Source organism: Geobacter sp. 60473, assembly GCF_036323535.1.
Classification (GTDB): Bacteria; Desulfobacterota; Desulfuromonadia; order Geobacterales; family Geobacteraceae; genus Geobacter; species Geobacter sulfurreducens.
This window is the reverse complement of record NZ_AP028967.1, coordinates 1819994-1844094: the sequence shown is the minus strand read 5'-3', so window position 1 is coordinate 1844094 and position 24101 is coordinate 1819994. Positions and strand designations below refer to the sequence as shown.

The 24101-nt window shown below is 61.4% G+C and carries 22 protein-coding genes; all 22 read left to right on the top strand.

Annotated elements, in window-relative coordinates; all coding sequences use genetic code 11:
- The first annotated feature begins 9 nt into the window (after positions 1 to 9).
- Positions 10 to 678 carry a signal peptidase I gene (gene lepB / locus AABA48_RS08300; protein ID WP_286350049.1) on the top strand — a complete coding sequence of 223 codons (669 nt, stop codon included), beginning with the start codon at positions 10 to 12 and terminating at the stop codon, positions 676 to 678.
- A 453-nt stretch (positions 679 to 1131) separates the two neighbouring features.
- Complete coding sequence (pyrR, locus tag AABA48_RS08295) at positions 1132 to 1665, top strand: bifunctional pyr operon transcriptional regulator/uracil phosphoribosyltransferase PyrR (RefSeq protein WP_286350048.1); 534 nt, start codon at positions 1132 to 1134, stop codon at positions 1663 to 1665.
- A 65-nt stretch (positions 1666 to 1730) separates the two neighbouring features.
- Entirely contained in the window at positions 1731 to 2666 is a 936-nt protein-coding gene (locus AABA48_RS08290; protein WP_286350047.1) for an aspartate carbamoyltransferase catalytic subunit, read from the top strand.
- A 51-nt stretch (positions 2667 to 2717) separates the two neighbouring features.
- Positions 2718 to 3995 (top strand): dihydroorotase, encoded by a 1278-nt coding sequence (locus tag AABA48_RS08285; RefSeq protein WP_286350046.1) that lies wholly within the window; start codon positions 2718 to 2720, stop codon positions 3993 to 3995.
- A gap of 90 nt (positions 3996 to 4085) precedes the next feature.
- Entirely contained in the window at positions 4086 to 5210 is a 1125-nt protein-coding gene (gene carA, locus AABA48_RS08280) for a glutamine-hydrolyzing carbamoyl-phosphate synthase small subunit (RefSeq protein WP_286350045.1), read from the top strand.
- 59 nt (positions 5211 to 5269) lie between these two features.
- Positions 5270 to 6172, top strand: coding sequence for a radical SAM protein (locus AABA48_RS08275; RefSeq protein WP_286350044.1), 903 nt, complete (start codon positions 5270 to 5272; stop codon positions 6170 to 6172).
- A gap of 1 nt (position 6173) precedes the next feature.
- On the top strand, positions 6174 to 6503 hold the full coding sequence (locus tag AABA48_RS08270; RefSeq protein ID WP_286350043.1) for a DMT family protein: 330 nt from the start codon (positions 6174 to 6176) through the stop codon (positions 6501 to 6503).
- 40 nt (positions 6504 to 6543) lie between these two features.
- Complete coding sequence (carB, locus tag AABA48_RS08265) at positions 6544 to 9789, top strand: carbamoyl-phosphate synthase large subunit (protein WP_286350042.1); 3246 nt, start codon at positions 6544 to 6546, stop codon at positions 9787 to 9789.
- 85 nt (positions 9790 to 9874) lie between these two features.
- Positions 9875 to 10351: a transcription elongation factor GreA gene (greA, locus tag AABA48_RS08260; RefSeq protein ID WP_286350041.1), complete on the top strand. Its 477-nt coding sequence runs from the start codon at positions 9875 to 9877 to the stop codon at positions 10349 to 10351.
- A gap of 72 nt (positions 10352 to 10423) precedes the next feature.
- Complete coding sequence (locus AABA48_RS08255) at positions 10424 to 10621, top strand: DUF1858 domain-containing protein (RefSeq protein WP_286350040.1); 198 nt, start codon at positions 10424 to 10426, stop codon at positions 10619 to 10621.
- 182 nt (positions 10622 to 10803) lie between these two features.
- Positions 10804 to 11835 (top strand): energy-coupling factor ABC transporter permease, encoded by a 1032-nt coding sequence (locus AABA48_RS08250; RefSeq protein WP_286350039.1) that lies wholly within the window; start codon positions 10804 to 10806, stop codon positions 11833 to 11835.
- A gap of 27 nt (positions 11836 to 11862) precedes the next feature.
- A complete protein-coding gene (gene cbiQ / locus AABA48_RS08245) occupies positions 11863 to 12675 on the top strand; it encodes a cobalt ECF transporter T component CbiQ (protein WP_286350038.1) in 813 nt (270 codons plus the stop codon).
- On the top strand, positions 12672 to 13421 hold the full coding sequence (locus AABA48_RS08240; protein WP_286350037.1) for an energy-coupling factor ABC transporter ATP-binding protein: 750 nt from the start codon (positions 12672 to 12674) through the stop codon (positions 13419 to 13421). Before cbiQ ends, AABA48_RS08240 begins: the two co-directional genes overlap by 4 nt.
- 23 nt (positions 13422 to 13444) lie before the next feature.
- Complete coding sequence (locus AABA48_RS08235; protein ID WP_286350036.1) at positions 13445 to 15037, top strand: alginate export family protein; 1593 nt, start codon at positions 13445 to 13447, stop codon at positions 15035 to 15037.
- A gap of 186 nt (positions 15038 to 15223) precedes the next feature.
- On the top strand, positions 15224 to 15730 hold the full coding sequence (locus AABA48_RS08230) for a nitrous oxide reductase accessory protein NosL (RefSeq protein ID WP_286350035.1): 507 nt from the start codon (positions 15224 to 15226) through the stop codon (positions 15728 to 15730).
- A gap of 47 nt (positions 15731 to 15777) precedes the next feature.
- Complete coding sequence (locus AABA48_RS08225) at positions 15778 to 16245, top strand: cytochrome P460 family protein (protein WP_286350034.1); 468 nt, start codon at positions 15778 to 15780, stop codon at positions 16243 to 16245.
- A 312-nt stretch (positions 16246 to 16557) separates the two neighbouring features.
- Positions 16558 to 18765: an ATP-binding protein gene (locus tag AABA48_RS08220; RefSeq protein ID WP_286350033.1), complete on the top strand. Its 2208-nt coding sequence runs from the start codon at positions 16558 to 16560 to the stop codon at positions 18763 to 18765.
- A 36-nt stretch (positions 18766 to 18801) separates the two neighbouring features.
- On the top strand, positions 18802 to 19197 hold the full coding sequence (locus tag AABA48_RS08215; protein WP_286350032.1) for a response regulator: 396 nt from the start codon (positions 18802 to 18804) through the stop codon (positions 19195 to 19197).
- A 156-nt stretch (positions 19198 to 19353) separates the two neighbouring features.
- The gene (locus AABA48_RS08210; RefSeq protein ID WP_286350031.1) at positions 19354 to 21210 is read left to right on the top strand and encodes a methyl-accepting chemotaxis protein; all 1857 of its coding nucleotides are present in this window, start codon (positions 19354 to 19356) and stop codon (positions 21208 to 21210) included.
- Between the two features lie 16 nt (positions 21211 to 21226).
- On the top strand, positions 21227 to 21589 hold the full coding sequence (locus AABA48_RS08205; RefSeq protein WP_286350030.1) for an STAS domain-containing protein: 363 nt from the start codon (positions 21227 to 21229) through the stop codon (positions 21587 to 21589).
- Positions 21589 to 21954, top strand: coding sequence for a response regulator (locus AABA48_RS08200; RefSeq protein ID WP_010941944.1), 366 nt, complete (start codon positions 21589 to 21591; stop codon positions 21952 to 21954). The genes AABA48_RS08205 and AABA48_RS08200 overlap by 1 nt, the downstream gene beginning before the upstream one ends.
- The gene (locus AABA48_RS08195; RefSeq protein ID WP_338271282.1) at positions 21954 to 24059 is read left to right on the top strand and encodes a chemotaxis protein CheA; all 2106 of its coding nucleotides are present in this window, start codon (positions 21954 to 21956) and stop codon (positions 24057 to 24059) included. Before AABA48_RS08200 ends, AABA48_RS08195 begins: the two co-directional genes overlap by 1 nt.
- Positions 24060 to 24101: the final 42 nt, after the last annotated feature.

Sequence of the window (24101 nt, the reverse complement as noted above, 5' to 3'; positions counted from 1 at the left end):
GGAACATCAATGGACTACAAGGAAACCCAGTACGGCCAGTCAACCCCGTCGGAGCAGGCTGCCGGGCCGGTCAAGAAAAAGCACATTGTCCGGGAATACGCCGAGTCGATCATTATCGCCGTCATTTTGGCCCTCATTATCCGGACTTTCGTGGTCCAGGCATTCAAGATTCCCTCCGGCTCCATGGAGGACACGCTTGCCATCGGCGATCATATCCTTGTCAGCAAATTCATCTACGGCACCAAGATACCCTTTGTGGACGGCCGCTATCTGAAGATCCGCGACCCGAAGCGGGGTGACGTGATCGTCTTCGAATACCCCGAAGACCCCAGCAAGGATTTCATCAAGCGGGTAATCGGTCTGCCGGGCGATACGATTCAAGTTGTGCAGAAGCAAGTCTTCATCAACGGCAAGCCGTTCTCGGTTCCCCAGGAGGTCCACAAGGAAAAGGACGTAATCCCCGCGGCCCAGAATCCCCGCGACAATTTCGGACCGGTCACCGTGCCGGAGAACAGTTATTTCGTAATGGGCGACAACCGGGACCGTTCCTACGACAGCCGATTCTGGGGCTTTGTCAAGAACAGCCAGATCAAGGGACTCGCCTTCATCAAGTACTGGTCCTGGGACCGGGAGAAGTTCCGCGTGCGCTGGGGAAGCATCGGCGACATCATCAAATAGCCGCGTTGTTCGTGATGGAACTGTTCAGAGGGGCCCTCCTGCCGGAGGGCCTTTTCTGTGCCACAGGGGGGCGCCGCTGTCGTCTGGCATGGGGGATCACTGAGATGCCCGCCGGTTAGTACGCATAATCCCCGCCGACCCCATCGGAAATGGTTGTTCTTTCCGTGCGGGCGCCTATCCGTGCCAAGTGGCGGAAGAGGGAGCATCCGCCGCGCAGGGGAAGGAATTCTTTGTCCAGGGCGACAAAACAATCTTGACTCCCAGGTGGGCCAGGTGATAAATTCGTCAAGATTTTTCTCGTCCCTTTTAATTTAGCCCCGTGAGGTTAGCAAAGGTGATGAAGATAGTGTCGCATTATGGTCACTACTCCACGAGCCTTTCCGCCTATAGTCCGCGGGAGGGCTTTTTTTGTGGCATGCGAGCGGCCGGTGAACCGGCGAAAGGGGGAGCACGGTGGCAGACGGAACGGTGATTCTTGACACGGCTGGGGTGAAACGGGCGCTGACCCGCATCGCTCACGAAATCCTGGAACGGAACAAGGGGGTCGACGACCTGGTGCTGGTGGGCATCAGGACCGGCGGCGTCCATCTGGCGCGGGAGATCGCCGCGCGGCTCGAAGAGATAGAGGGGGCGACCGTGCCGGTGGGCGAGGTGGATATCACCCTTTACCGCGACGACTTCAAGGGGCATGTCCCCCATCTGCCGGTGGGCAGGACCGACATTCCCTTCTCCCTCCAAACCAAGAGGGTGGTTCTGGTGGACGACGTCCTCTTTACCGGCCGCACCATTCGTGCCGCCATGGACGCCATCATGGACCACGGTCGCCCCGCCTGCATCCAACTGGCCGTCCTCGTGGACCGCGGGCACCGTGAACTGCCGATCCGGGCCGATTTCGTGGGCCGCAACGTACCCACGAGCCTCAGGGAGAAGATCGCGGTCCTGTTCGACGCAGCCAGCCGACCCACTGATGTTGTGCTGGAGAAGTGAACAGGGACGAGACGCAGCGAACAACTACCATTACCTGCCCGCGACGCGGGCAAACGGGGGGAACGATGGGGTTCAAGCATAAGGATATCATCGGGTTGCAGGACCTGACCCGGGAGGAAATTCAGCTCCTCCTCGACACGGCCGACAACATGAAGGAGATCAACTCCCGCGACATCAAGAAGGTGCCGACTCTGCGCGGCAAGACCGTGGTGAACGTCTTCTACGAGGCCTCCACCCGGACCCGGACCTCCTTCGAGATTGCGGCCAAGCGCCTTTCAGCCGATACGATCAATATCTCGGCCTCCACCAGTTCCGTGACCAAGGGAGAGACCCTTTCCGATACGGCCCGGAACATTCTGGCCATGAAGCCCGATATCATCGTCATGCGCCACGCCGCTTCGGGCGCTCACCACTATCTGGCCCAGCGGGTCTCCTGCTCGGTCATCAATGCCGGCGACGGCGCCCACGAGCACCCCTCCCAGGGGCTTCTGGACATGCTGACCATGCGTCAGAAGTTCGGAACCCTCGAAGGACTCACGGTGGCCATCGTGGGTGACATCACCCACAGCCGGGTGGCCCGCTCCGACATCTTCGGCCTCACTAAAATGGGGGCGCATGTCCGTCTCGCCGGCCCGCCGACCATGATGCCCCCGGGCATCGAGCGTCTCGGCAACGTGACCGTCTGCAGTGACATGCGTGAGGCCATCGAGGGGGTCGATGTGGTGATGATGCTCCGCATCCAGCTTGAGCGCCAGGGCAAGACCCTGCTGCCCACCCTGCGCGAGTATGCCCGCTACTACGGCCTCAATCCCCAGAACCTGAAGCTGGCCAAGCCCGGCGCCATGGTCATGCACCCGGGCCCCATCAACCGGGGGGTGGAGCTTTCCTCCTACGTGGCGGACAGCGACCAGTCCGCGATCCTCACCCAGGTCGAGAACGGCGTGGCCGTGAGGATGGCGATGCTCTACCACGTGAGCGGTGGTGAACTGGCCGCCGAGTGAGCCGGCTGTTCGGGATACTTTAACAAACCGAGATTCGTGAGGGGTGATGATATGAATCTACTGATAAAAGGTGGGAGGGTGATCGACCCGTCCCAGGGAATTGACGAAGTGCTGGATATCCTCGTGGAGAATGGCGCGGTCAAGGAGCTCGGCAAGGGACTCGCGGCTCCGGCCGGGGCCGGGGTCGTGGACGCCGCCGGCCTGATCGTCACGCCGGGCCTCATTGACATGCACGTGCACCTGCGGGACCCGGGGCTCGAGTATAAGGAAGACATCGTGACCGGCACCAGGGCGGCAGCGGCCGGCGGCTTCACGTCGGTCGCCTGCATGCCCAACACCAAGCCGGTGAACGACAACAAGGCCGTGACCAGCTACATCGTCGCCAAGGCCAAGGCCGAGGGTCTCGTCAACGTCTTCCCCGTGGGGTCCATTACCCAGGGGAGCAAGGGGGAGGCGCTGGCTGAGATGGGGGACTTGAAGGAAGCAGGCTGCGTGGCGGTTTCCGACGACGGCCGGCCCGTGACCAGCTCCGAGCTCATGCGCCGGGCACTGGAGTACGCCAAGGGGATGGGGATCATGGTCATCTCCCACGCCGAGGATCTCTCCCTTGTGGGCGAGGGGGTCATGAACGAGGGCTTCGTCTCCACGGAGCTGGGGCTCAAGGGAATTCCCTGGGCCGCCGAAGACGCCGCAACGGCCCGCGAGGTCTACCTGGCCGAGTTCACCAACTCGCCGCTCCACATCGCCCACGTCTCCACCAGGGGGTCCTTGCGGATCATCCGCAACGCCAAGGCCCGCGGCGTGAAGGTTACCTGCGAGACCGCGCCCCACTACTTCAGCCTCACCGACGATGCAGTGCGCGGCTACAACACCAACGCCAAGATGAATCCGCCGCTCCGTACGGCCGATGACGTGGCCGCGATCAAGGAGGCCCTGAAGGACGGCACCATCGACGCCATCGCCACCGATCACGCCCCGCACCATCTGGACGAGAAGGATGTAGAGTTCAACGTGGCCCTGAACGGCATCATCGGTCTGGAAACCTCCTTGCCGCTGTCGCTGAAGCTGGTGGAGGAAGGGGTGTTGACCCTGCCGGCACTGGTTGAGAAGATGGCGTGCAACCCGGCCGCGATTCTCGGCATTGACCGGGGCACGCTCCGGCAAGGGGCGGTTGCCGACATCACGGTCATTGATCCGGCGGCCGTCTGGACGGTGGAGGCCGGTGCGCTCGCCAGCAAGTCCAAGAACTCACCCTTCCTCGGATGGGAGATGAAAGGCGCCGCGGCATACACCATCGTCGGCGGCACAGTGGTCTACAGCAGAGGATGAAATCCGGGCGCGCCGCTTGCCGCGCCCGTTGAAGAGCGGAACCGGGCGTGGCAAGCAGCGCCCTTACGCACAATACACAGGAGCATGTTCATGAAAGCAGTCCTAGCGCTCGCCGATGGGCGCGTCTTTGAAGGGAAATCATTCGGTGCCACCGGCGAGGCCGTCGGCGAGGTGGTCTTCAACACCGCCATGACCGGCTACCAGGAGGTCCTGACCGATCCTTCCTACCGGGGGCAGATGGTCACCATGACCTATACCCAGATCGGCAACACCGGCATCAACCCGGAGGACATCGAGAGCAAGCAGCTCTACCTGTCGGGCTTCATCGTCAAGGAGTACCATGACTGCCACTCCAACTGGCGCGCCACCATGAGCCTCGACGCCTATCTCAAGGAGAACGGGGTGGTCGGCATCCAGGGGATCGATACCCGGGCCCTTACCCGGCACCTGCGGGACAAGGGAGCCCAGAACGGTGTCATCTCCACCGTGGATTCGGACCACGAGAGCCTGGTGAAAAAGGCCCGTGCCGTGCCGAGCATGGCCGGCCTCGACTTGGCGACCGGCGTCTCCTGCGACAAGCCCTACCACTGGACCGAGAAGCTCTGGGACCTGGAGGCCGGGTACACCGCCGCAACACCCGACGAGTTGAAGTACAAGGTGGTGGCCTACGATTTCGGCATCAAGTACAACATCCTCCGCTGCCTGGTGTCGGCCGGCTGCGACGTGACCGTGGTGCCCGCCACGTTCCCGGCCGAGGAGGCTCTGGCCATGAACCCTGACGGCATCTTCCTCAGCAACGGCCCCGGAGACCCGGAGCCCATGACCGCCGTCATCGAGAACATCAGGAAGTTCGTGGGCAAGAAGCCCATCTTCGGCATCTGCCTCGGTCACCAGCTCCTGGGCCTGGCCCTGGGGGGGCAGACCATGAAGCTCAAGTTCGGCAACCACGGCTCCAACCTGCCGGTCATGGACCTGGACACCCGCAGGGTGGAGATCACCGCCCAGAACCACGGCTTCTCGGTGGATATCGTTTCGCTCGGCCACGCCTGCGAGTTGGCCCACGAGAACCTGAACGACCAGACCGTCGAGGGGATGAAGCACAAGGAACTCCCTATCTTTTCGGTCCAGCACCACCCCGAGGCATCGCCCGGCCCCCACGATTCCCACTACCTGTTCGGGCGCTTTGTGGAGCTGATGGAGAAGGAAAAGGCGTAGGGGCGAATCTGGTTTCGCCCACGAGCGAGGGCGATCACAAGGATCGTCCCTACGAAACCATGCGGTATATTGATCTTTATCAATCAGGCGAATTATTGCAGCGGGTCAGGGAGGCCTATGCCCGGCTCCGCTCCTGCGACCTCTGCCCCCTTGACTGTGGGGTGAACCGGCTGGCCGGGGAGACCGGCTCATGCCGGGCAGGGTGGCGGCCCCGGATCGCCTCGGCCAATGCCCACCACGGCGAAGAGCCCCCCATCTCCGGGACAAAGGGATCGGGGACGATCTTTCTCTCCTGGTGCAGCCTCCACTGCCGGTTCTGTCAGAACTTTCCCATCAGCCAGCAGGGTAACGGGACCGACCTGACCACGCAGGATCTGGCTGATCGGATGCTCGGGCTGCAGAAGCGCGGGGTGCACAACATCAACTTCGTCACGCCGACCCACTTCCTGCCGCAGATACTGGCGGCGCTCTGGCTGGCGATTCCCCGCGGATTCCGGCTTCCGATCGTCTGGAATTCCAGCGGCTACGAGAAGGTGGACGCCCTTCGCCTTCTGGACGGCATCGTGGACATCTATCTGCCGGACATGAAGTATGCGGCGGGCGAGCCGGCGGTCCGTTTCTCCTCGGCCCCCGGTTATCGGGAGGCGAATCGATTGGCGGTGGCCGAGATGCTCCGCCAGGTGGGTCACCTGGAGTTGGACGATGCCGGGATTGCGATACGGGGGCTCATCATCCGCCACCTGGTCTTGCCTGAAGGGGCAGCCGGCAGTGGCGAGACGCTCCGCTGGATCGCCGAAAACCTGGGAACCGAGACCCACATCGCCCTGATGAACCAGTTCTTCCCGGCCCACCGGGCCGTTGAGACGCCGGGGATACACCGCAAGGTCACCGGCGAGGAGTACGACGAGGCGGTGGAGGCTCTGGAGGAGGCCGGCCTGGAAAACGGCTGGGTGCAGGATTAGTATGAGAACGATCGTATTGCTGGCGCTGTCCAACGTGTTCATGACTTTTGCCTGGTATGCGCACCTGAAGAACCTGAAGGCAGCCCCCTGGTACATCGCCGTTGCGGTAAGCTGGGGGATCGCCTTCTTCGAGTACCTGATCCAGGTGCCGGCTAACCGGATGGGCTACGGTACCTTCAGCCTGGGGCAGCTCAAGATCATGCAGGAGGTCATCACGCTTGCGGTCTTCGTCCCCTTTGCGGTCTACTACATGGGCCAGCCTCTTAAGCTGGACTACCTTTGGGCCGGATGCTGTCTGGCCGGAGCGGTGTTCTTCATCTTTCGCGCTTAGATCCATTCGTTAACAACGATACAGTCAACAAGGAGTTGCAATGCCTAAACGTACCGACATCAAAAAGATCCTCATCATCGGCGCCGGCCCCATCGTCATTGGCCAGGCGTGCGAGTTCGACTACTCCGGCACCCAGGCGTGCAAGGCGCTGAAGGAGGAGGGATTCGAGGTGGTTCTGCTCAACAGCAATCCGGCCACCATCATGACCGATCCCGATTTTGCCGACCGGACCTACGTGGAGCCGGTGACCCCGGAGGTGCTGGCCAAGATCATCGAGAAGGAACGTCCCGATGCTGTGCTGCCGACCCTCGGTGGTCAGACGGCCCTGAACACCGCCGTGGCCGTGGCCGAGAACGGCACCCTGGAAAAATTCGGCGTGGAACTGATCGGCGCCAAGCTTCCGGCCATCAAAAAGGCCGAGGACCGGACCCTCTTCAAGGAGGCCATGGAGAAGATCGGCCTTTCGGTGCCCCGCTCGGGCCTTGCCCACAACTACAGCGAGGCCATGACGGTGGTCAAGACCGTCGGCTTCCCCGCCATCATCCGCCCCTCTTTCACCCTGGGCGGCACCGGCGGCGGCATCGCCTACAACATGGAAGAGTACGAGAAGATGGCCATGGCGGGCATCGACGCCTCTCCCACCGACGAGATCCTGGTGGAGGAGTCGGTCATCGGCTGGAAAGAGTACGAGCTTGAGGTGATGCGCGACACGGCCGACAACGTGGTTATCATCTGCTCCATCGAGAACTTCGATCCCATGGGGGTCCACACGGGCGATTCCATCACCGTTGCCCCGGCCCAGACCCTCACCGACAAGGAGTACCAGATCCTCCGGGACGCGGCCCTCAAGATCATTCGGGAAATCGGCGTCGACACCGGCGGCTCCAATATCCAGTTCGGCATCAACCCCCGCAACGGCCGGTTGGTAGTCATTGAGATGAACCCGCGGGTTTCCCGCTCCTCGGCCCTGGCCTCCAAGGCCACCGGCTTCCCCATCGCCAAGATCGCGGCCAAGCTGGCCGTGGGTTACACTCTGGACGAGATCCGCAACGACATCACCCGCGAGACCCCGGCCTGCTTCGAGCCGACCATCGACTACGTGGTGACCAAGATTCCGCGTTTTACCTTTGAGAAGTTCCCGGCAGCGGATGCGACGCTGACCACCCAGATGAAATCGGTGGGCGAGGTTATGGCCATCGGCCGAACCTTCAAGGAGTCATTCCAGAAGGCGCTCCGCTCCCTGGAGATCGGCTCGGCCGGCTTCGAGTCGCGCATCTTCACCAACGGCGATACCCGTCGGGCCCTGGCCCCCAATGAGCAGCAGCAGCTCCAGGACAAGCTCCGGGTGCCCAACTGGGAGCGGCTCTGGTACCTGGGGGACGCCTTCCGGTGCGGCATGAGCATCGACGAGGTCTTCCAGCTCACCGCCATTGATCCGTGGTTCCTCCACAACATCAAGCAGATCATTGAGAAAGAGGAGGAGCTGAGAAAGGTTGATGTGACCGCCGCAGCCCCGGACAATCTGCGAGCCATTGTGCGCGAGGCCAAGCAGTACGGCTTCTCCGACCGGATGCTCGGTCGCCTCTGGGGAAAGAGCGATGAGGAGATTCGCCGGTTGCGGCTTTCCCTCGGCATCAAGCCCGTGTTCAAAAGGGTCGATACCTGTGCGGCCGAGTTCGTGGCCTACACCCCGTATCTCTACTCCACCTATGAGGACGAGTGCGAGGCGGAGGTGACCGACCGGAAAAAGATCATGATTCTCGGCGGCGGACCCAACCGGATCGGCCAGGGGATCGAGTTCGACTACTGCTGCGTCCACGGGGTCTTCGCGCTGGCCGAGGACGGCTACGAGACCATTATGGTCAACTGCAACCCGGAAACGGTTTCCACCGACTACGACACCTCCGACCGCCTCTACTTCGAACCCCTCACCTATGAGGATGTTCTCTCCATCGTCGAGTTGGAGAAGCCCGAGGGAGTCATCGTCCAGTTCGGCGGCCAGACCCCGCTCAAGCTGGCCGTGGCCCTGGAGAAGGCCGGGGTCCCCATCATCGGCACCTCGCCGGATGCCATCGACCGGGCCGAGGACCGGGAGCGCTTCCAGGAGATGCTCCACAAGCTGAACCTGCTCCAGCCTGAGAACGGCACGGCCCGTTCCTTCGAGGAGGCTGAAGAGGTGGCCAACCGGATCGGTTACCCGGTGGTGGTGCGTCCCTCTTACGTCCTTGGCGGTCGGGCCATGGAAATCGTCTATGACGTGGAAAACCTGCGCCGCTACATGACCACCGCGGTCCAGGCATCGCCGGAGCATCCGATCCTCATCGACAAGTTTCTGGACAAGGCCATCGAGATCGATGTGGACGCTCTCTGCGACGGCACCGACGTGGTGATCGGCGGGATCATGGAACACATTGAGGAGGCGGGTATCCACTCGGGGGACTCAGCCTGCTGCCTGCCGCCCCATTCCATCTCCCAGGCCCTGGTGGAGGAGATCAGGCGTCAGACCACCGTCATGGCCCTGGAGCTGAACGTCAAGGGACTCATGAACGTCCAGTACGCCATCAAGGACGGAACCATCTACATTCTGGAGGTTAACCCGCGCGCATCCCGGACCGCCCCCTTCGTATCCAAGGCCACGGGCCGCCCCCTGGCCAAGATCGCGGCCCGGGTCATGGCGGGCAAGAGCCTCAAGGATCTGGGAGTTGCCGGCGATATCGTGCCGAAGCACATGTCAGTGAAGGAGGCTGTTTTCCCCTTCGTGAAGTTTCCGGGAGTCGATACCCTGCTTGGGCCGGAGATGAAGTCCACCGGCGAGGTCATGGGGATCGGCCCAGACTTCGCCACAGCCTTTGCCAAGGCCCAGCTCGGCGCCAACGTGAGGCTTCCCCGGTCCGGAAAGGTTTTCATCAGCCTCCACGATGCCGACAAGAAACATATTGTCGAATCAGCGAAAAAACTCTATAATGCCGGTTTTAAACTGGTTGCCACCCGCGGTACCGCAGCCTACCTGAAGGAAAAGGGGGTCGAGGTGGAGGTGATCAATAAGGTGCTCGAAGGCCGCCCCCACGTGGTTGACGCCATCAAGAACGGCGAAATCTGCATGGTGCTCAATACCACCCAGGGTGCCCAGGCCGTGGCCGATTCTTTCTCCATCCGGCGCGAGGCCCTCATGCACAATGTGGCCTACTTCACAACCGTTGCCGGAGCTAACGCGGCCGCAGGCGGAATCGTGGCGATGCTGGAGGGGGAGCTTGACGTGAAACCCCTTCAGGAGTACCTCGGCTGACGGGCAGAGGTAGCATAGCTCATCCATCCCGAGGCGGCCCGCAGGGCTGCCTCGTCATTTTGATACGCAGAGGAGTCCGGAGTACATGTCTCACACCATACCGATGACCAAGGAAAGCTACGAGGCGCTCCAGGAAGAGCTCAAGCGCCTGATCCGCGAGGAGCGACCCCGAGTGATCCAGGACATCGCCGAGGCCCGGAGCCACGGCGACCTGTCGGAGAACGCCGAGTACGATGCGGCCAAAAACCGCCAGGCCTTCATCGAAGGGCGCATTCTGGAACTCCAGGGCAAGCTTGCCCGGGCCTATGTGGTGGACCTGACGGGGATGAAGCCGGACAAGGTGGTGTTCGGTGCTACCGTTACCCTCTACGACACTGCATCCGAAGAAGAAGTCACGTACAAGATCGTCGGCGAAGAAGAGGCCGATATCAAACTGGGCAAGATCTCCTGCACTTCGCCGGTGGGCAAGGCCCTCATCGGACATAAGCTCGACGACAGCGTCAAGATCAAGGTGCCATCCGGGCTCAAGGAATACGAAATCATCGACATCAAGTACGTCTGAAGCGCGAGTTGCTAACCGCATACATGCCGCCTGCGGGGATTTCTCCGCAACAACTTTGAAAGAGGATCCCATATGACTCAGAAGTTCACGAAAGACATGACCTTTGCTCAAGCTCTCCAGACCCATCCGGGAGTGGCCGGCGTTCTTCGCTCCTACAATCTCGGCTGCATCGGTTGCATGGGGGCCCAGAACGAATCCCTCGAACAAGGTGCAAATGCCCACGGCCTCAATGTGGAAGATATTCTCAGGGATCTGAACGCCCTCTCCTGAGGAGCAGTTCTTTCAGCAAAAAAGGGGAGCCCGGATCGGGCTCCCCTTTTTTTTAGCTAAAACATCTGGGTGTATGTATACGGCATAATGCTGTTGACATACCATTCTGTGTCGGTTATTTGTAGCGTGTTACGATGTGTTTGATTGGTGACACGCGGGTGGCACCGGAAAGAGAGGGCAGCATGCACATGGCGGATGCGCTTATTTCACCGGCGGTCGGGGGAGCCCTGTGGGCGGCCACGGCCGGTACTGTTGCCTGGAGTTGCCGAAGGGTGCGGCAGGAGCTCGATGAGAGGAAGGTGCCGCTCATGGGGGTGCTCGGCGCATTCGTGTTTGCAGCGCAGATGATCAACTTCACCATTCCGGGGACCGGGTCAAGCGGGCACCTTGGGGGGGCATTGCTTCTGGCTGTGCTGCTGGGACCCCATGCCGCGTTTCTGACCATTGCATCGGTGCTGGTGGTCCAAGCCCTGTTTTTTGCGGATGGCGGCCTGCTGGCGCTCGGATGCAATATTTTCAATCTCGGCTTCTTTCCCGCGTTCATTGCCTATCCCTTTATCTACCGCGTAATTGCGCCTCCCGGCTCGGGCCAGGGGCGAGTCACGGCGGCATCGTTGGCCGCAGCGGTCGCCGGCCTGCAGTTCGGCGCCTTTGCCGTGGTGATCGAGACGGTTGCTTCCGGCATTTCGGCGCTTCCCTTCACCTCCTTTGTGCTTCTCATGCAACCGATCCATCTTGCCATCGGCGCGGTGGAGGGGATCGTCACCGCGGCGGTGATCGGTTTCGTGAGCCGCGTTCACCCCGAGATCACCGGTTTGCCCATGTCCGATCCGGAACGGAGCACCGCTCCCGGCCTCCGGGGGGTACTGGTGACCCTGGGGGTAATGGCTCTGCTCACCGGAGGTATCGTCTCCTGGTTCGCATCGGAGAAACCTGACGGGCTCGAATGGGCCATCAGCCGGGTGACCGGTTCCGATGAGCTGGCGGCGCCCCGCGATGGTTTCCATGGCGCGGCAGCCTCGATTCAGGAGAAGGTGGCGTTCTTGCCCGACTATTCCTTTACCGCCCCCGCAGCTCATGATGTCGACCACACTGCCGCCCCAACCGGCAGCGGCAGGCTCGGTACTTCGGTGTCGGGGATTGTGGGGGGGGCGCTGACGCTCGGCGTCGCGTTCGTCATTGGCCTGATCCTGCGCCACCGGGCGTCTTCGTAAGCGGTCCCGTCCTGATTGCCGCCCTCCATGGCTCCCATTGAATCGGCGCTACGCGAGCTGAACCGGCTTGATCTTCTCGCCGGCGGAAACTCGGCCGTTCACCGGCTCGATCCCAGGGTAAAGGTGTTCGTTACCTTCGCGTTCATCGTTGCGGTCGTATCCCTGGGTCGCTATGAGCTGGCGGCCCTTGTCCCCTTTGCGGTGTTTCCGGTGGCGCTGGCTGCCTCCGCCGGCCTGCCGGCAACGGTCATCCTCCGGAAACTGCTGCTGGTCCTCCCCTTTGCCGTGGTGGTGGGATTGTTCAACCCGCTACTGGACCGGCAACCTTTGCTAACCCTCGGCCCCCTGGTTATATCCGGGGGATGGATTTCATTCCTGTCCATTATCGTCCGGTCACTCCTCACGGTTGGTGCCGCAGTCGTACTCGTGGCTGTGACCGGGTTTTCGGGCATCTGCATGTCCCTGGAGCGGTTCGGGGTTCCCCGGCCGTTCGTGGTGCAATTGCTGTTCCTCTATCGCTATCTCTTCGTTCTGGCAGACGAGGGGGGACGGATGGTCCGGGCACGGGAGCTGCGCACATTTTCCGGTCGGGGGAGGGGGCTGAAGGCCTACTCGGCCCTGGTGGGGAGCCTGCTTCTGCGCACCTGGGACCGGGCCGAACGGATTCACATGGCCATGCTCTCGCGGGGTTTCAACGGGCAATTCCACGTGCGGCGCGAGGGCCGCATCGGCCGCGCCGAGCTGATCTTCACGGCCGGCTGGTGCGCGCTTTTCGTGCTCCTCAGGCTGGTAAACATTCCCCACCTGCTGGGGGGGCTGGTAACGGGGGGATATCCATGAGCCATCACATCGTCGAGGTCCGCGACCTCTGTCATTGCTATCCCGACGGCACCGATGCCCTGCGCGGCATCAGCTTCCGGATCCATCACGGCGAATCTGTGGCGGTGGTGGGGGCGAACGGGGCGGGGAAATCCACTCTGCTGCTGCACCTGAACGGGTATCTCGCGCCTACCCGGGGAGATGTGCGCGTGGGCGATACACCCGTGGTCCGGACGACGCTTCCCGAGGTGCGCCGGACCGTCGGTATGGTCTTCCAGGATCCCGATGACCAGCTCTTCATGCCGACGGTCTTCGACGATGTCGCCTTCGGTCCCCTCAACCTGGGGCTGCCGCCGGTGGAAGTCGAGCGCCGGGTCGCGGATGCCCTGGAACAGGTCGGCGTCGCACATCTCAGCAATAAGCCCCCCTACCGCTTGTCGGGAGGCGAGAAGCGGCGCGTCGCCATTGCAACGGTGCTGTCCATGAGCCCCGATATTCTGGTGCTCGACGAGCCAACCACCGGTCTCGATCCCTATGCCCGCCGCCAGATCATGGGACTTCTGAGGGATTTCAAACACACGAAGATTATCACGTCTCACGACCTGGACACGGTTATGGAGCTGTGCGAGCGGACCATTGTCCTGCGCGAGGGGAGGGTGGCGGCCGATGGTCCCACCCGTGACATCTTCGTCAATGATGAATTGCTGGCCGCCTGCCGGTTGGAGCGTCCCCTGTCGATGCAGGGATGTCCGGTATGCGGCCGTTGATCTGGTAACCACTGGAGGATTACATGAAAAGGAAGGTGATTGGCATTTCAGCTGCTTTTGCCCTTTGTTCTGCGTCATGGGCAATGGGGGCCGATGACGCGAGAACGGAGGCAGGCACCTGCCGCCAGATTGCTGAGCTGACCCGCAAATACGACGCCGGCCGAGTGCTTTCGGGCGACATGGCCATCGAAGGGCGGCCGTGTCTCAGGAGTGAGGCCGCCGACTGCCTCTTCGGCGTCCTCGAAAAGGTACTCGCGCAGTGTCGGTCAGGGGGAAAGGAAGCGCTTGACCCCGAGGAACGGGCCTTGATTCTCCGTCTCAGGGATGAGCTCGACGCCGAGCTGGAGAGCCGGCACGGTTACCACACGCTGCGGGATGAAGTCGAAGCCATGCTCGCCAAGCCTGATCTGTACGATTATGAATACCGGATTGGCGTGAATGGGTTCGTCAGGGGAGAAGGTGCCGGCTCTTTCCGGCTCCCTGACTTCAGCCAGGCACCCGGACACGCTGAAGGCCGTTTCCTTTATCGCGTCAAACCGTACCTCTTCTGGCATCCGGTGGCATGGCTCGATCTCCACGCTGAGGGGCAGGGGTACGGCTTCAGCGGAGGGAGCCAGGAGTACGACAAGCTTTCTCTCTACCAGGGCTTTGCCGAGATCCTCTGTCCCCTCCGGGACGGAAATTCCCTCAAGGCCGGCCGTCAGGAGTTAGTCTACGGCAGCTCCTTCATGCTAGGGAGTGATTCATTCTACAAGGGACTTGTTTATGATGCTTTGCGCCTGCGGATAACGCCTCTGGCTCCGCTGACGGTCGACATCTTCGGCGGCTGGTATGCCACTCCCTGGTCAGACGGCACAGAGGGTGGCCTCGCCGGCGGTTATGCCGCATGGCACATCAGCGACGGTACCGGTCTGGAATTCTATGGATTTCGCGATAGCGGCTCCGCAGAACGTCATGACGGGGAGCATCGGAATTCCTTCGGCGTCAGGGCAACGGCAAAGTTCGGTCCCGTCAGCTGCGAAGTAGAACCGGTCTGGCAAACGGGACGCCTGTTCAACGGAGTTGACGCCAACGAAAGCATCAGAGCCTGGGGTGGTCACGCCGATATCATGATTGACACTGACCTCGGAGGGATCGGCAACCATTTCTTTGCCGGCGCCGCCTATGGCTCGGGCAGTCGTGATTCGGCCCTCGGCGTGAGCGGCAGGAAGGAGTTTCTGAATCAGGCCACCGACTCGTCTCTCACTGGCGATATGAACGTTGTCGGTGACCTGTCGGGGCTGGATGTTGGTGATTATCACGCCAGCGGGCTCCAGATTTACACGCTCGGCTGGGGAGTCGATCTGACCGGGGATCTGAGCCTGACAGCCACCGGGCGTTATTTTCTGGCCAACTACGTACCCGACGGATTCAGTCGCCGGATCGGCCTGGAAACTGATTTCACCTTGACGTATGCAATTTCTGACGCACTGTCGATCATTGCAGGCTACGACAGGTTCTTCACCGGCAGATTTTTCAGCGACGCATCGGGGAGCAATGACGATATCCACTACGGCTATCTCATGTTCCAGTTCGATCTGTCACACACCAAACCGAAGAAGTCACTCAGTAAGTAACGGGGTTGCCTTGCCGTCGGGACGCGGCGCTAACGGAGAGCGAGGGGGACGGCGCAATACTTCTTGAAGTTTACCCTGTATTGTACGTATGCTTGATGGCACTGCCGGTCGCGGCCGGCAATCTTTCTTGAGGGCTTGTCGCTAGTTGCCAAGCCCATATCGAACGCACGAGAAAGGGATAACAGGATGAGAATAAGATATTTCACAGCTGCCATGCTTGTTGTTGCGGGAGTTTTTCTTGCGTCCGGCCAGCCGGCGGTTGCCGGTCAGGGTCATCACGGGCACGGCGGAGCCGCGGAGTCGTCGGCCGCCGCACCGGCCGATGCCGTGCAGTATCCCGATTGCGTCCACTGCGGCATGGACCGGGTGAAGTTCGCCCACAGCAGGATGCTGGTCGTCTACCAGGACGGCGAAAAGGTGGCCACCTGCAGCATCCGTTGTGTCGCACTGGATCTGAAGACCAAGAAGAATAAGCCTGTCGCGTCGTTTAAGGTTGGTGACTTCACGAACGGCACGCTGATCGACGCCGGGAAAGCCCATTGGGTCATCGGCGGCGACCGGCGCGGAGTCATGACGAAGACACCCAAGTGGGCTTTTGCCGACAAGGCTGCCGCAGAGGCATTCATTGCCCGGCACGGCGGCACTCCCGCTACCTTTGCCGAGGCGCTCAAGGCGGCAACGGACGAGCTATAATGAAAAATCCGCGGGATTTTCCCGCACTATCTGAACCGGAGGAATTGATGAAAGGCATTGCATGGGCGGTCGCCCTCCTGACGGTTGCGGCCGCGGCAACGGCGCACGCAGCCGGCGCGTCGCTGCCGAAGGGCTACGAGAAGTGGGACATGAGCAAGGAAAAGGTGATAGCCGACAAGAGTTCCCTGTTTTACGGCATTCACAATATTTACGTGGACAAAAAGGCCATGGCGGCCTACCGGAAGGGCGGTCCCTACCCGGAGGGAAGCCGGTTCGTGGTGGTCCAGCACACTATCAAGGATGTGGGGGGCAAGCCGTCCAAGGGGAAGCGGAGCATGATCGTCCTCATGACCAAAGACAAGAAACAGACTGCAACCGGCGGCTGGCTCTTTGCAGGTTTCACGGCGGAAGGAAAACCCTCAGGCGTGGACACGGTCAAGAATTGCTACGAGTGTCATCTCAAGGAGGCCGGAAGCCGTGACCTGGTCATATCCCGGTACGCTGATTTCAGATAGCATCTCACGGCATCAGAGGAACCAACGCCGCGGATTTCCGCGGCGTTTTCTTTTTGATACGAGGAGTGTCGTTGGCAGGGAAGGAATGAGGGCCGGACAATTTTTCAGAAAACTCTCAACTATTCGGTGCTGGGGACGATAAGCTGACGTAGCAGTCTATAAAAACGCTCTGAGCACCATCCCGGCTTTCGGAGAGCACTAATGGTCGGCAGTCTGGTAACTTATCTGAAAAAGTGCGCTGCATCGGTGCTCGGAGCACCGTACACGCTGCTTTGCCGACTGTTGCCCCGAAACACGGCGGACCTTTGCTGCGTGTCCGGCTATCGAGCATTATTCGAGCACGCGATTGACGGCATCTTCATCATGGATGCCGAGGGGCGCTACCTTGACGTTAATCCCGCTATCTGTTCCGCAATCGGCTACACCAGGGATGAATTTCTTGCTCTGAATTGGGGCGTGCTCAGCAGGGGAGTCGATTCCGGGTGGGCTGCGGCATCCCTGGCGCGAATAGTCGGCGGTGAGCCCCTGCGGGAAGAGCGGACCGTCTGGACCCGCAACGGGGATCAGCTGACGGTGGAACTCTCGGCGCACCTGCTGCCGGACGGCAAGATTCTCGGGATTGCGCGGGACGTATCCGAGCGAAGGCGGATGGAGGAAGCGCTGCGGTCCACCAGCGAATTCCTCGATACGATACTTGATGAGGCTCCGCTGCCGATCTACATTACATCCGTGGACGGAACGCTCCGGCTTGTCAACAATGCCTGGGAGCGCGAGACGGGCATTCCTCGCAACGCAGCCGTCGGTCGCCGCCTGAATGAGATATTCCCGGCGGCAATGTGTGACCAGTTCTCTGAAATCAATCGCCGCGTCGTCGAATCAAATGCCACCGCCGTCCATGATGAATTCCTCGATTTCGGTGCGGGCGTGCGAGTGTTTCACACCATCAAGTTTCCCCTCAGGGATGCCGCCGGGGGGGTGGTCGATGTCGGCGGTATATCGATCGACATCACTGACCGTTCGAAGATGGAGGGCGAACTGAGGGCCGCCCATGCAGCCGCCGTTGACTCTTCCCGGGCCAAGATCGATTTTCTGGCCAACATGAGCCACGAGATCCGGACTCCCATGAACGGCGTGATCGGTACGCTGGAGCTCCTGAGGGAAACAGACCTGGACCCCAGGCAGCGTGAGTACGCCGAGATTGCCCGCGAGTCTGCGGAAAGCATGCTGGCGGTGATAAACATGGTCCTCGATTATTCGAAGATCGAATCACACCAGCTGGTACTTGAAGCGGTCCCCTTCGCCATCCGGGAGGCTGTGGAACGGGCCGTCAAACCCTTCAGGGCTGTTGCTGCGCGCAAGGGGGTCATGGTTGCGGTTGATGTGCCCCCCCACGTACCGGAAACGGTGACGGGTGATCCGGTTCGCTTCTCGCAAATCGTGGCAAATCTGGTGGGCAATGCCGTGAAGTTCACCGAGCAGGGGGCAGTTACCGTTCAGTTGGGAGCCGCCGCTGTCGACGACAGCCGGATTGATGTTTCCTGCTCCGTCGTCGACACCGGTCCCGGTATCTCTCCGGGAAAGCTCGACACGATCTTCGATCCGTTTGTTCAGGCCGACGGCTCCACCACCCGCATCCACGGAGGAACCGGCTTGGGCCTCGCCATCGTCCGCCGCCTGGTGGAGGCCATGGACGGGGTGATTTCCGTTACGAGCGAGCCCGGTATGGGGACTACCTTCTCATTCAGGGTGCGTCTGCGCGATGCGCCGGACGACATCGCCTCCCCGCCGCCTGCGACCGGCTGGGCGGTAGCGGAAAAACCTGTAGCGGTCCGGCCCCTGTCTGTGCTTCTGGTCGATGATAGCGCGGTTAGCCGAAAAGTTGTTTCTCTGCTGCTTGAAAGCGACGGCCACAGGGTCACCTTTGCCGGAGACGGCGTCGAGGCCCTGGCCGCGATCGGCCGGCAAGCTTTTGATCTCGTGTTGATGGATGTTCAGATGCCGGTGATGGACGGCTTTGGAGCCATGAGGGCCATCCGTGCGGGCGAAGCGGCCGGTGGGGCACGACTTCCGATCATTGCTCTGACGGCCCGTGCCCTGGCCGGCGACCGGGAGCTCTGCCTTGAGGCGGGAGCCGACGACTACCTGGCGAAGCCGGTTAACTTCGGTGAATTGAGGCGAGTCATCAGCCGCCATTGCTGCGGCGAGAGCAAGCCGTCCGCACCGCCTGCGGAGAACAGGCCGGATTCTGCCGACGCGGCTTCGTCGGCAGGGATGTTTGGTGAACTGATGGACGAACTGGGTGCGTCCGTGGGGGATCGGGACGAGGATGCGGTGGAGCGCTGCACGCGCACGCTGAAGCGGGCAGCCGCCCATCTCGGCAGGACCAGGCTCGTTGATGAAATATTTCGACTGCAGCTCGCCTCGCGGCGGGGCGATTGGGAACGGGCGGACGAGTTGGTCGGCGTTGTGGCTGCACTGCTGCCGGCGACGGCGGGTGCATGCGGTCCGCCGGAGGCGTGAAACGGGTTAATGAACTGATGTGGAAAGGAGATGTCGATGAAGACGCTTATTGTTGAGGACGATTTCATTTCGCGCAAAATCATGAAGGAGCTTCTCGCCTCGCTCGGTGAGTGCGATATCGCCACCGACGGGGAGGAGGCAGTCCAGGCGTTCCGGCTGGCCCTTGATGAGCACCGCCCCTATGACCTTGTCTGCATGGACATCATGATGCCCAATATGGACGGCCACGAGGCCCTGGAGCAAATCCGCGAGATCGAACGGGAGATGGGGCTGAACGGCGCCCAGGAGGTCAAGGTCATCATGACCACTGCACTGGACGACCCGAAGAACGTGGTGGAGGCATTCTATCGCGGCGGAGCCACCTCGTATCTGGTCAAGCCGATCACCAAGCAGCGGCTGATGAAGGAGATCAGAAGTCACGGTCTGCTCTGAGCCGCCTGTCCGACCTGCTGCATATCAGGAATTTCCTGATTCGAACCCGCATTGAATTGATTAAAGTATTTCACTAATTTGTCGATATGGTAAACGGTTAGTCAAAACGGTGGCTTAGGTTTCCCGGTTGCTTGGGGGCCAGAGAGGCTTGACACAGTGGCTTTCGACTTGTTTCGCAGGTTCAGGCAGGAAGGGGCGGAGTTTGGATTCCAGCCGGGAGGAGCGCCGTCAGCTGGTGCGGACGATACCCTGTTGCGGGAGTTGCAGGTTTGGAAGTCGTGTCTCGTGGATGCCGGCGATCGGCTGCGACGGGTCACCGGCTCGACCGAAGAGGAGTTCCTTGCCGTAGGCGCCAGGCTCCACGAGTTTTACAGCCGTGCGGGCGATATCGAACGAATGACCCGCGGTGTGGCTGAGAACGTCCTCGGTGACGAGTTCAGCAGCGACATGGAGTCGCTTTCCGCAATTCTCGACCGGATTGCCGCCTATCTTGGCCAGGCCGACAGCCAGACCGAGCAACTGACCCGGACGCTCAGGTCGGTACTCGATCTGATCGACCGGGTTGACACCCCCCTCGAAGGATTCAGGAAGATCATCAAGAACCTCCACATGCTCAGCACTGCCGTCAAGATTGAAAGCGCGCGGCTCGGCGAAGGGGCTGCAGGATTCAATACCCTCGCCGAGGATGTCGAGCGGCTGTCGGTTTCCATCAAGGAAAAGTCGGCAAGGATTCTCGGGGAAAAGGATTCTCTCGGCCGGGTCATAACCGATACCCTCGAGAGCATCTCCCGCATCGAGTCGAGCCAGCGCGAGGATGTCCGCCGGATCATCTCCGAAACCGGAGAGAACCTGGGTGCGCTCAGCACGCTTCATGCCCGCTGTTCCGATGTGGCCAACGACGTGGCCACCCTGTCGGCCGAGATTGCCGACAGTATCGGCGAAGTGGTCACGTCTCTCCAGTTTCACGACATCACCCGTCAGCAGATCGAGCATGTCAATGAGGCGCTGGAAGATGTCGTCCGCCACCTGGACAGCCCCGGCGACAACCCTCAGGGGAATGTGGCCGAGGCGGCCGAGGTCTGCGACCTCCAACTGGCACAGCTTCTCCACTCGCGGGATGAGCTCGTGTCGGCGGTGGAGAGGATCATTCTCAATTTGCGCGACATCGTGGCTAAAGAGACGCGCATGTCCGAGGAAACCCGCGGCATTACCGGCAGCGCCGACCAGACAGGACATTCGTTCTTCGCCAGGATGGAAGAGGAGATGGCCAGCGTCACCCGGGTTCTTACCGATAATGTGCGCGCCAAGCGCGACACGGCTTCGGCCATGATGATGGTGGTCAGTTCGGTGAACGACATTTCCGCCTTTGTGACCGACATTGAGGAGATTGGGGTCGAGATCGAGCTGATAGCCCTCAACTCGCAGGTGAAAGCGGCCAATACCGGCGAAGGCGGTGCAGCCCTGGGAGTTCTTGCCGAGGCGATCCAGCACCTGTCGGTGGATGCCCGTACCCGAACGGGAGACGTTTCGGCGACTCTGCGCGAGGTCACCGAGGTCACCGGCCGCCTCGTCCAGGAAGTTGATGCCGACGTGAGCTCCGGAACCGACGAGATTGAACGCCTCCTGGAAGAGCTGAAACGGCTGCTCGATTCGGTGGAGACCATTAACAGCCGGCTGCTCGGACTGCTTGCGGATATGGACAGTGCGGTGGGAAGTCTTTCGACCGACATCGAGGCTGCCACCAGCGGCCTTTCGGTTCACAATACCGCCGGTGCCCTGCTCGACGGGGTGGCGACGGCGATCGAGGAAATGCTGCGTACTATGCGCCGGACGGTTCCCGCTGCGGCCCGGCGAGGCAACGGCGGCAAGCTGTTGGATTTGGCCCAGCGGTATACCATGCACAGCGAACGCAACGTCCATCACCGGGTGGTCGGCGGCGGAACCCCGGTGGTCGCGGCAGGGGCGGCCGCGTCCTCTGGTGACGGCCTCGGCGATAACGTGGAACTGTTCTAGCCGGTTAGGAGATATCATGAACGGACTGACGATTGAACGAAAGCACGGGGGGGATTCGGGCGAGCGGTACGTCCTCGGCGTCGGGGGTGACCTGACCATACCTTTTGCCGGAGAATTCAGGGGAGCGTTGCTTGAAGCTCTGGACGAGGCCGGCTCGGTGGAGGTTGATGTGAGCGGGGTGAGCGCCGTCGATATTACCGGCCTGCAACTGCTCTGCTCGGCCCATCGCGCCGCCTGTACGAGACAAAAGGGGTTTTTCCTCACGGGAAGGGATAACCCCGTTTTCGCGGAATCAGTCGGCCTCGCCGGATTCGAGCGGCATGTGGGCTGTTCGCGCGATGTCGGCAAGAACTGTATTTGGATTGGAGGAGATGAGTAATGGCAAAAACTATCATGACGGTTGACGATTCCGCCAGCGTACGCCAGATGGTGAGCTTCACCCTCAAACAGAACGGCTATGACGTGGTGGAGGCCGTCGACGGCAAGGATGCCCTTGCGAAGCTCGCCGGCACCAGGGTCGACATGGTGATCACCGACCTCAACATGCCGAACCTGGACGGTATAGGGCTTATCAAAGGGGTGAGGGCCAATCCCACCTACCGGTTCACTCCCATCGTCATGCTCACCACCGAATCCCAGGAAAGCCGAAAGCAGGAAGGCAAGGCCGCCGGTGCCACCGGATGGATCGTCAAACCCTTCAAGCCTGAGCAGCTGGTGGCGGTGGTCAAGAAGGTGCTCGGCTAATGGACGCCCATCGGCAGGCTTACAGGGAAGAGGCCTACGAGCTGCTCACCGAACTGGAGAGCTCGCTCCTGGAGTTGGAAGAGAACCCGGAGGACATGGACCTCATCGGTCGCGTGTTCCGCGCCATGCACACCATCAAAGGGTCCGGCGCCATGTTCGGTTTCGAGGACATCGCCACCTTCACCCACGAGGTGGAGACGGTCTTCGACAAGGTTCGCAACGGCCAGATGACGGTGACCCGGGAACTGGTGAACCTGACTCTCAGGGCTCGGGACCTCATCAAGGGGATGCTCGATGCCTCGGAGGGGGGCGAACCCGTGGAGGGGCGCGAGGCGGAAGAGGTGATAGCCGGTTTGCGGGCGCTCGTTCCTGCTCCCGAGGTGAGAGATCCCCTGCCCATGGAATCGGTTCACGCCCCGCTCGACACCGAGGGAAAGGGGGATGCGGCAGTGACCTACCGCATCCGGTTCATTCCCACCCCGGAAATAACCGTCAACGGCACCAATCCGCTCCTGCTGCTGGCCGAGTTGCGTCAGCTCGGCTCATGCCGGGTCGTGGCCCAGATGGAGCGGGTGCCGGCACTGGAAGAGTGCAATCCCGAGTTCTGCTACGTGTATTGGGACGTGATCCTCACCAGCAGGCGCGGGATCGATGCCATCCGTGACGTGTTCATCTTCATCGAGGATGATTGCGAGTTGAAGATCGACACCATCGACGACGGGGGCATCCTCGACGTCGATTCCGACTACAAGAAACTCGGCATTATCCTGGCCGAGCGCGGGGACCTTACGCGGCAGGACATGGAGGCGATCCTTGCCCGCCAGAAGCGTTTCGGCGAGCTGCTGGTGGAACAGGGCATCCTGCAACCCGAGAAGGTCGAGTCGGCCCTTATCGAACAGCAGCACGTGAAGGAGGTCCGCAAGGAGCGCCAAGCCCAGGAAAGCGCTTCCAGCATCCGGGTGCCTGCCGAGAAACTCGACATCCTCGTAAACCTCGTGGGTGAGCTCGTTACGGTGCAGGCCCGGCTCTCGCAGACTGCCGCCGGCCGCGACGATGCCCTCCTCGTCACCATCGCCGAGGAAGTTGAGCGTCTTACCAACGAACTGCGCGACACTGCCCTCAACATCCGGATGCTCCCCATCGGAACCACCTTCAGCAAGTTCAAGCGGCTGGTCCGCGACCTGTCGGTGGAACTGGGCAAGGACATCGAACTGACCACCGCCGGGGCCGAGACCGAGTTGGACAAGACTGTCATCGAAAGGCTGAACGATCCATTGGTCCACCTGATCCGCAACTCCATCGACCACGGCATCGAGATGCCCGAAGCCCGCGAGGCCGCCGGCAAGCCCCGCCAGGGCACCGTGCATCTTGCCGCGGTTCACTCGGGAGACAGCGTGCTCATCACCATCACCGACGATGGAGCCGGCCTCGACAAGGAGGCAATCCGGGCCAAGGGGGTCGATCGCGGCCTCGTCACTACCGGTGCCGAACTGACGGACAAGGAGATCTACAACCTGATCTTCGCGCCCGGCTTCTCCACGGCCAAGAAAGTCACCAGCGTTTCGGGGCGCGGCGTCGGCATGGACGTGGTGAAGAAGGCCATCGATGCCCTGCGCGGCACCATCGACATCGCCAGTGAACGGGGGAAGGGGAGCACCATCACCATCAAGCTTCCGCTGACCCTGGCAATCATCGAAAGCCTGCTGGTCAAGATCGGCACCGACTGCTTCGTCATGCCGCTGTCCATCGTGGAGGAGTGCATCGAGCTCACCCGCGAGGACGTGGCCAATGCCCACGGCCGCAACCTGGCCAACGTCCGTGACCAGATAATCCCCTACATCCCCTTGCGCGAACGCTTCCGCATCCAGGGGGAACCTCCGGAAATCGAGCAGATCGTGATCACTACCATCCAGGGGAGCCGGATCGGCTTTGTTGTCGACGATGTGATCGGCGAACACCAGACCGTCATAAAGTCCCTGGGCAAGATGTACAAGGATGTGAAGGGGCTTTCGGGCGCAACTATCCTCGGCGACGGCTCCGTGGCCCTCATCCTGGATGTCCCCCATCTGGTGCGCGAGGTGGAGCGGGAACAGGTCGCCCGATAAAAAGTGCTCTGCCGGCCCGCCTGTGATGCACTGTTAACGGCA

Bases quoted from the DNA above. Each gene is read 5' to 3' on its own strand.
- AABA48_RS08200 (WP_010941944.1), top strand. From the start codon at position 21,589: ATGGCAAAAACTATCATGACGGTTGACGATTCCGCCAGCGTACGCCAG.
- carA (WP_286350045.1), top strand. From the start codon at position 4,086: ATGAAAGCAGTCCTAGCGCTCGCCGATGGGCGCGTCTTTGAAGGGAAA.
- greA (WP_286350041.1), top strand. From the start codon at position 9,875: ATGTCTCACACCATACCGATGACCAAGGAAAGCTACGAGGCGCTCCAG.
- AABA48_RS08225 (WP_286350034.1), top strand. From the start codon at position 15,778: ATGAAAGGCATTGCATGGGCGGTCGCCCTCCTGACGGTTGCGGCCGCG.
- carB (WP_286350042.1), top strand. From the start codon at position 6,544: ATGCCTAAACGTACCGACATCAAAAAGATCCTCATCATCGGCGCCGGC.
- AABA48_RS08290 (WP_286350047.1), top strand. From the start codon at position 1,731: ATGGGGTTCAAGCATAAGGATATCATCGGGTTGCAGGACCTGACCCGG.
- cbiQ (WP_286350038.1), top strand. From the start codon at position 11,863: ATGGCTCCCATTGAATCGGCGCTACGCGAGCTGAACCGGCTTGATCTT.
- AABA48_RS08195 (WP_338271282.1), top strand. From the start codon at position 21,954: ATGGACGCCCATCGGCAGGCTTACAGGGAAGAGGCCTACGAGCTGCTC.
- AABA48_RS08255 (WP_286350040.1), top strand. From the start codon at position 10,424: ATGACTCAGAAGTTCACGAAAGACATGACCTTTGCTCAAGCTCTCCAG.
- AABA48_RS08285 (WP_286350046.1), top strand. From the start codon at position 2,718: ATGAATCTACTGATAAAAGGTGGGAGGGTGATCGACCCGTCCCAGGGA.
- AABA48_RS08275 (WP_286350044.1), top strand. From the start codon at position 5,270: ATGCGGTATATTGATCTTTATCAATCAGGCGAATTATTGCAGCGGGTC.
- AABA48_RS08240 (WP_286350037.1), top strand. From the start codon at position 12,672: ATGAGCCATCACATCGTCGAGGTCCGCGACCTCTGTCATTGCTATCCC.
- AABA48_RS08230 (WP_286350035.1), top strand. From the start codon at position 15,224: ATGAGAATAAGATATTTCACAGCTGCCATGCTTGTTGTTGCGGGAGTT.
- AABA48_RS08205 (WP_286350030.1), top strand. From the start codon at position 21,227: ATGAACGGACTGACGATTGAACGAAAGCACGGGGGGGATTCGGGCGAG.
- AABA48_RS08270 (WP_286350043.1), top strand. From the start codon at position 6,174: ATGAGAACGATCGTATTGCTGGCGCTGTCCAACGTGTTCATGACTTTT.
- lepB (WP_286350049.1), top strand. From the start codon at position 10: ATGGACTACAAGGAAACCCAGTACGGCCAGTCAACCCCGTCGGAGCAG.
- AABA48_RS08215 (WP_286350032.1), top strand. From the start codon at position 18,802: ATGAAGACGCTTATTGTTGAGGACGATTTCATTTCGCGCAAAATCATG.
- AABA48_RS08235 (WP_286350036.1), top strand. From the start codon at position 13,445: ATGAAAAGGAAGGTGATTGGCATTTCAGCTGCTTTTGCCCTTTGTTCT.
- AABA48_RS08250 (WP_286350039.1), top strand. From the start codon at position 10,804: ATGCACATGGCGGATGCGCTTATTTCACCGGCGGTCGGGGGAGCCCTG.